Source organism: Microbulbifer mixtoriginis (SeqCode), assembly GCF_052467705.1.
On the sequence record NZ_CP174322.1, the window covers coordinates 1,851,887 to 1,864,076 of the forward strand.

Sequence of the window (12,190 nt, forward strand, 5' to 3'; positions counted from 1 at the left end):
TCCTAGCCAACGATAGAGGGCCGCTCAATCTGCATATATTTAATATGCGTTTATTCCGCTTCTACTGTAATTACCAGCATGCCCATAAATGGAGCATCACCGGCTCTGCCTTCCCATTCTGCTGGGGGAATTCTAACGTCAAATCTTGCATTATCATCTGCACAGTTATTGGCTTGGATGACATTGCCTTGTACGGGGACTCCGGCCGTAACCATGGTGCCTTGTCCCTGAGTACTATTTGAGAAGAAAACTTCATAGGCCATTGGGCTTGCACCGGTAACACTGGGCTGGAGGAAAAAGCTGGGGTCTGTGCCTGCATTAGCAAATGTGATACCAAAGCTGGTGAAGCTGCCAGTTCCTGCAACACAAAAAACATCCGATCCCGCTGCAAAATCTCCAGATCCAGCTGGGGGGGCTTGGATGGGTACATTATCTACGTTTGCTATTTGAATGGCGTCCATATAAGTCAAGGTGATCATGCTTTGTGCACTGTCAGTTGCTTGAGATAGTGCAGATGTCGCTGAACAGAGTGTCAGACTAAATAAAGCGGTTGATAAAAATGTCTTGGAGGTGAAAAGGTTCATCAGATACTTCCTTGCGTAGAAAACAGCAACACTTCTGTTGAGAAAAAACCAAAACACATGGCAAGCCTAGAAGCTTGTTGAGGTAGCCTTGGTCTAAAAATAATAGTTGTTAATCCAAGGAATAAGTTGAAAGGGGCGGTTTCTATGTTATGTTTGGAGGCAGTACCCTCCTGGTGCAAAATTATTTGTATGGGTTTATATCCTCAGTGTTTATACCTAATAACTTTGGTATTTATTCTGATTCCACAGTAATTAATAGCCTACCCCTAAATGGAGCCATGCCTGCCACAGGTTCCCACTCTGAAGCGGGGACTAAGACGTTGAAAAGCGCATTGTTATTTATGCAGTTGTTTGCTTGAAGTGTATTATTTGTGATAGGTACGCCAGGTAAAGCTGCAATTGGAGCCCCCCCCGAGGTGGCATTTTGGAAAAAGACTTGATAGTTCAATACTGCTCCTTGCCTACCTCGCAGAATAAATGGTGTTCCGGTGCCTGTGCCTAAGCCTGTAAATATAATGCTGAAGGCTGGGAATCCATCGCCGGCAACACAGAATAAATCTGTGCCCTGGGCGGGGGCCCCAGGAGTTGGGTTGAGATTTATATCGTCTACATCTTCTATTGTAATGAACTCATTGATTGCAAATGAGATTAAGCTCTGTCCGCTACCCTGAGCCTGCGAAAGAGAATGTGGGGATGAGGTAGCTATGAGAATAAATAAAATCGCTAGTATGACACTTTTTAGAGTGTGGAAACTCATTGGAAATTCCCTTTAGTAAGAGTAACGATATCACTGTTATATTGATAGAGAATAATAGATAAGCACAGGATTCAGTTAATGATATGCATATCTAGAGTTTTTACTGGTTGCTTTTTTAGAGTTTTGAATGGGTTGTTTTAAAATGGTGCTTTTGAGTTTTTTGGTGATTGCAGGTGGTTTTATTAATGTTATTCATGTGGGTCTGATCCAAGATTTTTTTGTGGTTAATGGTTGCATCAGGGATAGATCCTGATGCAACTAATGCCAACTGGTGAGAATTACTCTGCAGTTACCATTATCTGCAGCAGACCAGTAAATGGACCATCGGCCTCTCTGCCTGTCCATATTGGGCCAGGAATGACAATATCAAATTTCGCATTATCATCCGCAGCTGGGGTTGCGCAGACACTTGCTTGTAGAGCATTGCCTGGAATAGGTACAGCAGGCGTTACCATCAAGCCCGGTCCAGGAGTTAGGTCATTCTTAAAAAAAACATCATACATAATTGGCGGGGTCGCATTGGCGCTTTCCAGCAAAAAGTCTGGGCCAGTAGCAGCTGGGTTAAAAAACTCAATACTGAAAGTGCTAAAACCAGTGCCGGCGACACAGAAAAAATCTACCCCTACAGCAGGATCCCCAGGTGTAGGATCTGAAATGGTGACAGGGTCAACGAAAGCAATATCAATTGTTTCCGTAAAGGTCAGCGTGATCATGCTGGTTTCGAAGTCTGTGGCTTGGGATAGCGCCGATGAGGAGGAGCCAAGCGCTATCCCGGCAGCGACTATAGAAGCCAATAGTTTGGGAGTGAAAACCTTCATTTGAAACTTCCTTGTAAAAAACAATGACACTTTTATTAAAGCGCCAAAGCAATTTATGAGATTGATCTGGTTCAGAGTGCTCTGGCCTAGAAAATGATAGTCGTTAAGTTGGAAATATCCTGTAGGAAGCTTGCTGTAGTAGGTGATTCGGGAGGAATGTACTAATTATTGAGAAAGATTTCTTATTGCCTTTGTGCGCTAGATGGTTGATAGGTTTTAATCTTATTGCAATGTTGTTTTGTATGATTCTAATGGTGAGGTGAGGTGAGGTGAGGTGAGGTGAGGTGAGGTTAAATTAGGTCAGTTTCACAATGGGTCAAGCTATAGCCTAACAGATCAGAATCTGCAGGTTTGTCGTACGCTAGGCGTCGAGTTTTGTATTTTCAGAGGTGGCGTCCACTTGCAGATGCAATAAATTTGCTTCTGTTGGTGAGGCCGAAGTAAGGGAGCCTTCCAATGGAGTCGCCTCGCTATAGACCACCACCATCCACTTTGTACTCTTGCCCAGCTTAGTTTTTCCTGCTTCAGCTCTCTTTTTTGATGAAACAAAGTTGCCATATAAAAAGACTTATTCCCAGTTAAGCAGAACGCTTTGATCGAAGGGTCTGAGAAGCTTTCACCAAGCCCTCAATCAAGTGGCTTACTCTTCCCAAAACTGGAGTCTTCTCCAGAAAGTATTCAGAAAGGAAATCCCTTCAGCTTGCTCTTGAGTGCAAGGTCCACAAGACAACTTCAAGCCAAACATGTTTGTTGATGGGTTTACAGCTTTTAATGCTTCAATACTGATGAATGATCAGGCAGATGCGTAAAAGTCTGTTACTGTGAGTGATGTATCCGGAGTGGATGCTGGCTTGAGAGAAATGTAATTAGATTATTTTGTGGTTTTTCTCAAGGTGTTTCTGGCAGTTTTAGATAATTGTAAGAACATTCTTCCGTTGAGCTCACCTTTCTATTTGTTAATGGTTGCACCAGAAAGAGATCCTGATGCAACCATAAGTAACTGCTGAAATTATTCAGCAGTTACCGTTATCTCTAGTAATCCCATAAAAGGTCCATCCCCCTCTCTACCATTCCATTCCGGAAATGGAATCTCAACATCAAATTTTGCATTATCATCTGTGCTTGGAGCCGTGCAGGCACTTGCCTGTAGTATATTTCCTGGAATAGGCACATTGGGTGTGACAGGCATTCCAGGACCAGGGCTTAGATCATTCTTAAAAAATACATTGTACATAATAGGTGGAGTTGAATTGGCGCTGTTTAATAAAAAGTCTGGCCCTGTAGTGGTTGGGTTTTCAAAGTTAATGCTAAAGGTGCTAAAACCAGTACCGGCAACACAGAAGAAATCTACACCTACTGCCGGGTCTCCGGGTGTGGGGTCTGCAATGGTGATATTGTCAACAAAAGCAATATCAATCATTTCCATAAAAGTCAGCGTAATCATGCTGGTCTCAGAATCCGTAGCTTGAGAGAGCGCTGATGTTGAGGAACCAAGGGCTATCCCGACAGCGGCTATAGAGGCCATTACTTTGGGGGTGAAAACCTTCATTTGAAACTTCCTTGTATAAACAATAACACTTATATCAAAGCGCCAAAGCCGGTTGCGAGAGAGATATAGTCAGGGTGCTTTGGCTAAAAAATAATAGCCATAAAAAATAAAAGGTGGTATTTCCTTTGTGTTTTCAGAGTTAAATCGGGAGGTATGTACTATTGGCTGAGAGTGCTTTCCTATTTTTAAATGTGTTTGTTTGCCTGCTTAATGACTTTGGCTATGGGTTAGATATAGTGTTTAGGTAAGGTGACAAGCGGGTAGGAAAGGTTTACTAGCTTATAGGAGAGGTTTCTTATTCTTTTGAGCTTCTTGGGATAATTTAGAATGTGATGTATTTAAGAGACATTAATTGGTGTATTGAATTCAAAGAATCATTTATTTGGCGGTTCTTTACTGAAGTGCTGGTTTAGTAGTTGAGAGAGCGCCTCGCGACTGGCGGTGTGATTGTTCACGCTGGAACCATGCTTCTGGAAGTGCTCTGGAAAAAGCCGTACGACCTGTTGTTGTGACCACTCCAGGTGGAATTGTAAGCCGAGTACGTTTTTTGCGTATAGAAATGCCTGGTTCGGGCAGAGCGCAGAGCTGGCTAGGCGCTTAGCGTTTTTAGGGATGTCAAAAAAATAGCTGTGTGCTTGGAATACTTTGTTTAAGGTGAGGGCTTCAGGTGTTGTCCAGTGGATTTGGTGCCAACCTAGTTCTTCCTGCTTCATTGGCTTGATATCGGCACCTAGTGCATGAGCAAGAATTTGTGCGCCAAGGCAAATGCCCACAATGGGGACTTGCCGATTAATAATACTTTTTACCCAGTGTATTTCACCGGCAAGCCAAGGTAGTGAGATGTGATCTTTTACGTTCATCATCCCTCCTAAAATAATCACTCCACTAAAGCCCGTATCGGGTAATGTTGATATCTGTGGGTTGATAAGAATTGTCGGAATCTGGCGTTGACTCGCCCAATCTGCAATATATCCAGGCCCTTCATGTTCTTCATGCTGGATAATAAGAATTGGCTCTTGCATTTTATTGGAAGTCCTGTGTTTCCAAATAAACTTGTCGACGAAAAGTAATACCTGCTTCTTTGAGGCTTTCAGGCCAGTTTTTTTCTGAAATAGGAAGCTTGCTGCCAGTATCTATGGATTTAGGTGCAGTTGCTTTTGCTATAACTTCCACGATTTGGTCAAAACTTGGCGGGGAAGCTATTTCGTGAATAAGCAGACTCGTGTCGCCCAGATGCACCAGGCGGTAATGACCATTCTTCTTACGGGAGAGTGGTAGATCTAATAGCTTGTCGGTTACCGTGAAATCTATTGAGCTAAGCAGAATTTTGCCTTTTCGCTCAAAGTGGCCATTAAATACTTCGCCGCTAAAAAGGCCTAACTTACCGTTGCGCAAATGGTTTAAAGAGAAAACTTCAGGTTTGAGAGAGATAAGCGACGTGTTCTGGGCCAGATTCATCACTTCTTTTTTATTTTTAGATTCCAAAGCAAGAATAAGCTGATGTCCGTGGCGTTTGCCGTGAAGAGGCATATGCGATGCAATAAGCTGCCCGTTAGCCGAAAATAACGCCATTCCGTGAGTGCCAATGGAATCGTCTGCATAACTGACTGTGCAGGCCATGGTTAAGACAGCTGCGATAGTAATACTCCAGAGCTTATTAAGCGTGATCATAAATTATTCAGCTCCTGATCTTTACGGGTTAGCGGCAGGGTTTGCTATTAAGCTTCTGCTTACTTGGCAGTAAGCGATTCTAGACGTACATTAGTTACGAATCGATTCACTTTGGGTGGTTTTTGATTCCAATATGGAAATAGAAGATCTTGAAAAATTTCTTGTTATTGCCGCGACAGAAAACCTGCAACGCTCGGCAGATCGTTTAGATACTACGCCAGGGGCCTTAAGTAAGGTTTTACGTCGCCTGGAGACGGCGCTGAATACTCGCGTGTTCGACCGGGTAGGTAAGCAAATCCGACTAAATGATGCTGGTCGCCGGCTACAAGGTAAAGCGGCTGAGATCACTTCCATTGCACGCCAGGTGCACTTTGAACTGGGTGAGCTAGGAAAGTTTTCGGAGTGTCGGATAGCAGCTCCAGCAGTCTTGCAATTGACTTGGGCTGCTTTTATTCAAAGCAAGCTGGCAGAGGTCCAGCCAAAAGCCTGCCTTTCATTAACTTCCGCCTATGAATCCTTGGCCCTGAGAATGTTGGTTAGGGGAGAGGTGGATTTGGCCATGATTACCGGTGCGCTGTTGGGGCAGGTCCCCGCTCAGATAGCAACGCGTAAGCTGGGTACAGAAAGCTTGTGTGTTGTCGCGGGCCCCGGCCACCGATTGGTTTCTGGGGAGTGGGCAAATGCGGAAGTGCCAATCGAAGTTGTCCAGCAGTATCCCTTTGCGGCCCCTAGAATCTCTCCTTTCTGTGGCGAGGAAAGGGGTATTGGCAGTGACGGGTGGGGGGATAACTTACCTGCCCGCAAGGTCCAGGTTGTGGTAAATGATTACGGTGTATTGTGCGGCCTGGTAAAAACGGGACACTTTCTTGCTTTATTGCCAGAGGGGCTGGCAGAGGATATCGGTGGGGCAAAAATCGATGTTGCTGGCAACTTTACTGAGCCCAGAGAAGAGATTTTTATTGCCTGGCGAGGGGGAAGTGATGGTTGGTTAGAGGATTTGGCTCAGGCCCTCTCAGGAATTGAGGGGCTCAATTAGCGCCCCTCTTATTTGGCTTTATCAGGGGTTAACTTTTAGGGGTTAACTAGATGGTGCCTGGGGTGGGCAGGGCGTTCCCGCGGCTATCCAGCCTTTCAATGCCTCAACTAGCTTGCCGTGGGGGATATTGACGGGTTCTCGTTTACCCCCAGGGTTCCATCCCCATAAAGCTAGGGGGTTCTCACTCATAAACAGCATCAATTGCTCTGGGGAGCGGCCGCCATTGTCCTGGGGAGTGGTTAACAGCGCACAGATTTGGGCCGAGGACATACGAGACCAATTAAGGGTTATTGGAGCCATGGCCCAGCCGGGTGCACCGGGTGCGCCTGTCACAGGGTTGTTCTGGTCTGAGTGACAGTTACTGCAGCGCATTGTCCCCATCCCCATGTTTTCGGGTCCTCGCTCAACCCGGGGTACATGGGGGGAGCCCTGATTGATAAGTGGCAATTCCAGCTGGTGACAGTTTAAGCAGCGGGGGTGCAGGAGAACTTCGACAATCGTCTCCCAGTCTTGATGGCCAGTATTATCAACCTGGGAAGTTTGTGACTGGCTATCCTGACCGGTAGTGTCCTGTCGGTTTCCACATCCTGTAAATATCAGTAATAAAAGAAGACTTATTGTTATGTGGCGCAATAAGTCTACCTCTTGCCGCAGTTTCATTTAGCTGTTCCTCATTTCCTATGAGAATGCCCTGTACATCATTGTGGCAGATAGCGGGGGACTGTTAGGCAACTAAATGTACCTGGCAGTGATCGAAGTGACGGCTTAATGTGAGGTTCATTTGACCTTCTGGTCACGCCTATCCGTTGACACTCTCTTACACGTGGTAAGATAGGCCGGATATAAATGTTTGATTTAGATGACAGTGGAGCGCTATTTGGCGCTCAGAGGAGAGAATATGTCCTGGTTAGGGGCGGGTATCGGTGCCGGATTTGGTTTTATGTTTGGGGGCCCTATTGGTGCGGCCTTGGGTGCCTGGATAGGTAGCTCCTTTGGTTCAGGCCTCAAACGCCTGGGTAATGCCGCTGCGGTTCTGAATAGGGAAGGGGCCCAGAAAGTTTTTATCGTTACCCTGTTTTCCATGCTGGCGAAGATGGCTAAGGCGGATGGCCAAGTATCCAAAGCAGAAGTTCAGCTGATTGAGGATTTTATTCAGAATAATCTTCGTCTGGGCGCTGAGGATCGCAAGCATGCCATCAAGATTTTTGAGAATGCGAAAACGGATAAGTACAGCATTTACGATTACGCCAAACAGTATCGGATGTTGGTCCAGAATCAGGCGATGCGAGAAATGGTTTATCGCCTTCTATTTGCAGTGGCGTATGCTGATGGTGAATTACATGCTTCTGAAGAGGTAATTCTCAGGAAAATTACAGCGGACCTTGGTTTACATGAATCGCTTTTTGATGCCATGCAAAATCAATTTGGGCATGGGAGGGGAGGCAGTACTTCCGATCTTCAGCAGCATTACGCAGTGCTTGGTTGCACTGAGGAAACTAGCGATAAGGATTTAAAACTGGCCTATCGCCGCAAGGCTGCTGAGTATCACCCTGATAAGATCGCTTCCAAGGGGCTTCCAGAGGAGTTTATGCGCCACGCTGAAGATCAAATGAAGAGTATCACCGTTGCTTATGAAGCAATTGTTGATGCGCGAAAGAGTAAGGCAAAAGTTGTCAGTTAATCCTGGTGTGGTATCAGCGTATTAGAGCTTGCCAAACAGCTGGATAATCTGTTGGTAATTTAGCGGTTTGCCCTGGCTAGATATTACATAGGTTGATTGTTTAAGCGCAATTTTTGAATCTAAAACCCTGCATTATCATCTGGAACACTGCGAAGAGAGTTTATGAGTCTTGCAAAGCAAATTGAAGAAAAGTTAACTGCCAATTTCCATCCCCAATTTATTGAGGTTCAATGCGAAAGTCATTTGCATAATGTCCCGGCAGGATCTGAAATGCACTTTCGTGTGGTGCTTGTGAGTGAGGTTTTTGATTCCGTTCGGAAAGTCCAGCGTCATCAAAAGGTTTATGCGGCGCTTGCGAGTGAAATGGCTGGCCCGATCCACGCCCTTGCTCTTCATACTTATGCGCCGGATGAGTGGGATGGCGATGCTCCACAAAGTCCTGAATGCCAGGGTGGCAGCAAGAAAGGGTGAGTAGCAGCAGAGTTTAGCTAGCAAGCTCTAGAATTTTTTTGCAAATTTAACCTGCTATTTCTCGCAGGTTTTAGTGGCGCCCCTTCCTCAGAAGTACACTATGGATTGGGGCGTTTGAGATCAAAAAGTTGGCCGGGGTTCCACTGGGTTGAATAGCCTGAATCCCTTTCGCCAGTAAAGTCACAATTTCCCTATGTATCTGTTTGTTGTTTCTTATTTACCTTTTACTGGCTAATTAACCTCTGTGTGCGTCCAGTTGGATTTTACTTCTCCCGAAATATCATAACTTGGCGCTTTTCGGCGTCTCTGTCTTTTTCTTTGAGTGAGAATATTTCAGCTCCTGTTCAAAACAGGTTGTGGAATTCGAGGCAGTGCACGTTGTCCAAATTTGCAGTGCAGTAATAATGGGTGTCGTTGGTTTTCTTTTGGAAGCAATACCAATATGTGAATTTCAACGACAAAAGATATTTTGTGTGCCATAAAAACGTAGAATTATATTTGAGCGCCAACATTTGTTTGTTTTTTCTACATCTGTGATTTCGTGCGACTAGACTGACCATTGATTGGGCTGATTGCTGTTTGATCTGCTGAATATCAATGGAGTTACCACAAATGAAGATGACGCGTATTCTGATCCCCGTTATGACGCCCCTCGCCTTAGCAATCTCTAGTGTCGCTTCGGCAGGACCTGCTGGCTATGCCCCACCACCCCCTCCTCCTACTCAGGAGTTTAAGATACGGATTGGCGGTTCATACTGGTCACCAAACTCAGACAATGTAACCTTTGCTGATCGGTGGCTGCGCTTTTACGATGACGATGATTATGATGATGACTATCATCGTTTCCGTGATTGGGGTGCTTTCCGAACCAATCTTGATCCAGATGGCGAGTGGGGTTGGTTTATTAATGCTGAATGGAAGCCTATCGATCACTGGAGTGTTTCACTGAGTTACCAGCAAGGCGATCGCCATACTGGTGGTAGTCGTGATCCCTGGCTTTATCGTTTTTGGGATGATGACTGGGATGACGACATATTATTTGATCGTCGTCGTCGCGGTGATTTTGCTCGTTGGAAGCCCCAAACGACTGCTGCATACCTGAATTGGTATCCACTGGATCCCAGCTGTTTGGTGCAGCCTTATATTGGTATAGGTATTAACTATACCGACTTTAGTGATGAGCGCCTAAGAAATTGGGGCTTCTGGCATCGTAACGATGATGATGATCTGGTTTTTCGTGACTGGGATGGCCGTGTGAATTTTGGCGATAGCTGGGGTTATACATGGCAAATTGGTGTTGATTTCACCTTTGGTCACGATAGTAGCTGGCTGATCAATCTGGCAGCTATTTACTATGATGTCACTACCGATGTTGAAGTAGATACCTTCTATCGCAACTTCCGTGATGATGATGATGACTTCGGTCGCTTTTGGGAGCACAGATTCGGTGGCGACTACGAGTTTGATCCCTGGGTGTTCCAAATCGGTGTAGGCTATAAGTTTGATTTCAACTGGTAATCACTCTTATCCTTTGAAAAGGGGCGCGTTGCGCCCTTTTTTAATGGTTTTATAAATATTTGGAGGGTGAAGTTGAGGTCATTCTGAGTTGTGTTTAGCGACTTTAACCTAACCTTCTTCCGTACCTGCTGCATTTATTTTTTCTAAATTTGTCTCGGTATTTTCGAATTTTTCCTTTCCATTCATCCATTTTTTTACCTGATCCGCCCTTTTTCCTTTTTTCCTGGTAGTGCTCAATTTTATTGCTCCAGCTTTGGCACTGTTTCAGCGTCGCACTCTGGGCTAGAGCTATAGAAGATGTAGAGAGCGTAAGCAAGAAAAAAGGTAAGGCTGAAAATACTTTTATTTTTGTTTTTTTATTGGTTCTTTGAAACATATCTATCTCCTAAGATTGCTGGGCTTATGTTATTGCCGATACATCAAGGGAGGCTTGATTGTTTAGATGTGGAAGGAGTGCTTAAACGGTTAGAGGGCGGGTATCCGCCCCTAACTTTAATAATTAGCCATTGCTTGGGAAACTGTATTGTGCTCCCTCTCTCACCCCACTTGCAGGCCAGCGCTGGGTGATGGTCTTACGCTTGGTATAGAACCTTACAGAATCAGGTCCATAAGCGTGCAGGTCCCCAAATAAGGAGCGCTTCCAGCCGCCGAAGCTGTGGTGTGCAACAGGTACTGGTAAAGGTACATTGATGCCGACCATGCCTACTTTAATGTTGTCACTAAAGTAACGGGCAGCTTCCCCATCCCGAGTAAACAAACAAGTACCGTTACCGTACTCGTGAGCATCAATGATATTCATCGCTTCCTGCATGGTATCTACACGCATTACGCAGAGGACGGGACCAAAAATTTCACTGCGGTGTATCGTCATCTCCTCGGTAACACGATCAAATAGGCAGGCTCCCAGATAATTGCCATTTTCGTAGCCTGGAACCTTCATATTGCGGCCATCTACGACCAGCTCCGCGCCTTCTTCGATACCGGCACAGATTAAGCCTTCCACCTTGTTTAGGTGTGCTTGGCTAACCAAAGGTCCCATATCGTTTTGGTTGTTCATGCCATCGCCAATCTTTAGTTGGGCAATTTGCTCTTTAAGCTTTGCTACTAAAGTATTGGCTGTATCGTCGCCTACTGCGACGGCTACGGAAATTGCCATACAGCGCTCGCCACAGGAGCCGAAGGCAGCACCCATTAATGCGGCTACTGCGTTGTCCAAGTCGGCATCCGGCATCACGATGGCATGATTCTTTGCGCCGCCAAAGGCCTGAACTCTTTTACCGTGGGCAGTACCTGTGGTGTAGACATATTCTGCAATGGGAGTTGAGCCTACAAAGCTTACCGCCTGAATACGCTTGTCGGTTAGCAGTGTATCTACTGCCTCTTTGTCGCCGTTGACGACATTTAAAACCCCAGCTGGGATGCCAGCTTCGATACCCAGCTCGGCAATAAATAAGGCGCAAGAGGGGGTGCGTTCAGAAGGCTTTAAGATAAAGGTATTGCCGCAGGCAATCGCCATTGGCCACATCCATAGAGGCACCATGGCGGGAAAGTTAAATGGGGTGATTCCCGCACAGACGCCCAGAGGCTGGAATTCACTCCAGGAGTCAATCGCTGGACCTACATTCTTACTATGCTCGCCTTTGAGCATCTGTGGGGCAGAGCAGACATATTCAATGTTCTCGATGCCCCGCTGCAGTTCACCCATGGCATCATTGAGTACTTTGCCGTGTTCCAGAGTGATCAGCTCGCAGATCTTCTCCGCATTTTCTTCCAGCAGGTCGCGCAAGCGGTACATGATGCGTACACGCTTTGCTGTGGGTAGGTTGCGCCAGGCGGGGTAGGCAGCTTCTGCGGCAGAGATAGCTTCTTCAACGGTAGCTCTGCTGGCCAGCGCGACCTTGCCGATTATTTCATTAGTTGAGGGATTGGTTAGGTCTTGTAGGCGAGGGTACTGGGCCGAATCGTCGCTGGCAGATGGCTTGCCATTAATCAGGTGACCAATAACTTTCATGGTTTCCTCTCGTTGGGGATTTATACGTTATTTTTTACCTCTTTGTGCCTTTGTAACACAGGTAACCCCAGGTAGGAAAATTCATCAGTTGTTG

Annotated in this window: 13 protein-coding genes; 4 read left to right on the forward strand and 9 right to left on the reverse strand. The window is 45.8% G+C overall.

Features of this window, described 5'->3' with window-relative positions; genetic code table 11:
• Positions 1–50 precede the first annotated feature (50 nt).
• The 6 genes from ACJJIB_RS08185 to ACJJIB_RS08210 form a co-directional block, all read right to left on the reverse strand.
• Positions 51–584: a hypothetical protein gene (locus tag ACJJIB_RS08185; RefSeq protein ID WP_444888517.1), complete on the reverse strand. Its 534-nt coding sequence runs from the start codon at positions 582–584 to the stop codon at positions 51–53.
• Positions 585–816: 232 nt separating this feature from the next.
• A complete protein-coding gene (locus tag ACJJIB_RS08190; RefSeq protein WP_444888518.1) occupies positions 817–1,341 on the reverse strand; it encodes a hypothetical protein in 525 nt (174 codons plus the stop codon).
• Positions 1,342–1,619: 278 nt separating this feature from the next.
• The gene (locus ACJJIB_RS08195) at positions 1,620–2,159 is read right to left on the reverse strand and encodes a hypothetical protein (RefSeq protein WP_444888519.1); all 540 of its coding nucleotides are present in this window, start codon (positions 2,157–2,159) and stop codon (positions 1,620–1,622) included.
• Between the two features lie 1,009 nt (positions 2,160–3,168).
• Entirely contained in the window at positions 3,169–3,708 is a 540-nt protein-coding gene (locus ACJJIB_RS08200; RefSeq protein WP_444888520.1) for a hypothetical protein, read from the reverse strand.
• A gap of 374 nt (positions 3,709–4,082) precedes the next feature.
• Positions 4,083–4,730, reverse strand: a complete 648-nt coding sequence (locus ACJJIB_RS08205) for a type 1 glutamine amidotransferase (RefSeq protein WP_444888521.1) — start codon at positions 4,728–4,730, stop codon at positions 4,083–4,085.
• Between the two features lies 1 nt (position 4,731).
• Positions 4,732–5,379, reverse strand: coding sequence for a hypothetical protein (locus ACJJIB_RS08210; RefSeq protein ID WP_444888522.1), 648 nt, complete (start codon positions 5,377–5,379; stop codon positions 4,732–4,734).
• 133 nt (positions 5,380–5,512) lie between these two features.
• Between ACJJIB_RS08210 and ACJJIB_RS08215 the strand changes: the two genes are divergently transcribed.
• The gene (locus ACJJIB_RS08215; protein WP_444888523.1) at positions 5,513–6,415 is read left to right on the forward strand and encodes a LysR family transcriptional regulator; all 903 of its coding nucleotides are present in this window, start codon (positions 5,513–5,515) and stop codon (positions 6,413–6,415) included.
• Between the two features lie 42 nt (positions 6,416–6,457).
• Here the strand turns inward: ACJJIB_RS08215 and ACJJIB_RS08220 are convergent, their stop codons facing one another.
• Entirely contained in the window at positions 6,458–7,075 is a 618-nt protein-coding gene (locus ACJJIB_RS08220) for a hypothetical protein (protein WP_444888524.1), read from the reverse strand.
• 238 nt (positions 7,076–7,313) lie between these two features.
• Between ACJJIB_RS08220 and djlA the strand changes: the two genes are divergently transcribed.
• The 3 genes from djlA (at position 7,314) to ACJJIB_RS08235 (ending at position 10,085) form a co-directional block, all read left to right on the forward strand.
• Positions 7,314–8,096 carry a co-chaperone DjlA gene (gene djlA, locus ACJJIB_RS08225; protein ID WP_444888525.1) on the forward strand — a complete coding sequence of 261 codons (783 nt, stop codon included), beginning with the start codon at positions 7,314–7,316 and terminating at the stop codon, positions 8,094–8,096.
• 162 nt (positions 8,097–8,258) lie between these two features.
• A complete protein-coding gene (locus ACJJIB_RS08230) occupies positions 8,259–8,567 on the forward strand; it encodes a BolA family protein (protein ID WP_444888526.1) in 309 nt (102 codons plus the stop codon).
• A gap of 612 nt (positions 8,568–9,179) precedes the next feature.
• Positions 9,180–10,085, forward strand: a complete 906-nt coding sequence (locus ACJJIB_RS08235) for an OmpW/AlkL family protein (RefSeq protein ID WP_444888527.1) — start codon at positions 9,180–9,182, stop codon at positions 10,083–10,085.
• Between the two features lie 103 nt (positions 10,086–10,188).
• Here the strand turns inward: ACJJIB_RS08235 and ACJJIB_RS08240 are convergent, their stop codons facing one another.
• Both ACJJIB_RS08240 and ACJJIB_RS08245 read right to left on the reverse strand, forming a co-directional pair.
• Positions 10,189–10,461 (reverse strand): hypothetical protein, encoded by a 273-nt coding sequence (locus tag ACJJIB_RS08240; protein ID WP_252085264.1) that lies wholly within the window; start codon positions 10,459–10,461, stop codon positions 10,189–10,191.
• Between the two features lie 123 nt (positions 10,462–10,584).
• Positions 10,585–12,096: a CoA-acylating methylmalonate-semialdehyde dehydrogenase gene (locus ACJJIB_RS08245; protein ID WP_444888528.1), complete on the reverse strand. Its 1,512-nt coding sequence runs from the start codon at positions 12,094–12,096 to the stop codon at positions 10,585–10,587.
• Between the last annotated feature and the right edge of the window lie 94 nt (positions 12,097–12,190).

Excerpts from the sequence above, each read along its gene's own strand:
- ACJJIB_RS08185 (WP_444888517.1), bottom strand. The coding sequence starts at position 584 with ATGAACCTTTTCACCTCCAAGACATTTTTATCAACCGCTTTATTTAGT.
- ACJJIB_RS08190 (WP_444888518.1), bottom strand. The coding sequence starts at position 1,341 with ATGAGTTTCCACACTCTAAAAAGTGTCATACTAGCGATTTTATTTATT.
- ACJJIB_RS08195 (WP_444888519.1), bottom strand. The coding sequence starts at position 2,159 with ATGAAGGTTTTCACTCCCAAACTATTGGCTTCTATAGTCGCTGCCGGG.
- ACJJIB_RS08200 (WP_444888520.1), bottom strand. The coding sequence starts at position 3,708 with ATGAAGGTTTTCACCCCCAAAGTAATGGCCTCTATAGCCGCTGTCGGG.
- ACJJIB_RS08205 (WP_444888521.1), bottom strand. The coding sequence starts at position 4,730 with ATGCAAGAGCCAATTCTTATTATCCAGCATGAAGAACATGAAGGGCCT.
- ACJJIB_RS08210 (WP_444888522.1), bottom strand. The coding sequence starts at position 5,379 with ATGATCACGCTTAATAAGCTCTGGAGTATTACTATCGCAGCTGTCTTA.
- ACJJIB_RS08215 (WP_444888523.1), top strand. The coding sequence starts at position 5,513 with ATGGAAATAGAAGATCTTGAAAAATTTCTTGTTATTGCCGCGACAGAA.
- ACJJIB_RS08220 (WP_444888524.1), bottom strand. The coding sequence starts at position 7,075 with ATGAAACTGCGGCAAGAGGTAGACTTATTGCGCCACATAACAATAAGT.
- djlA (WP_444888525.1), top strand. The coding sequence starts at position 7,314 with ATGTCCTGGTTAGGGGCGGGTATCGGTGCCGGATTTGGTTTTATGTTT.
- ACJJIB_RS08230 (WP_444888526.1), top strand. The coding sequence starts at position 8,259 with ATGAGTCTTGCAAAGCAAATTGAAGAAAAGTTAACTGCCAATTTCCAT.
- ACJJIB_RS08235 (WP_444888527.1), top strand. The coding sequence starts at position 9,180 with ATGAAGATGACGCGTATTCTGATCCCCGTTATGACGCCCCTCGCCTTA.
- ACJJIB_RS08240 (WP_252085264.1), bottom strand. The coding sequence starts at position 10,461 with ATGTTTCAAAGAACCAATAAAAAAACAAAAATAAAAGTATTTTCAGCC.
- ACJJIB_RS08245 (WP_444888528.1), bottom strand. The coding sequence starts at position 12,096 with ATGAAAGTTATTGGTCACCTGATTAATGGCAAGCCATCTGCCAGCGAC.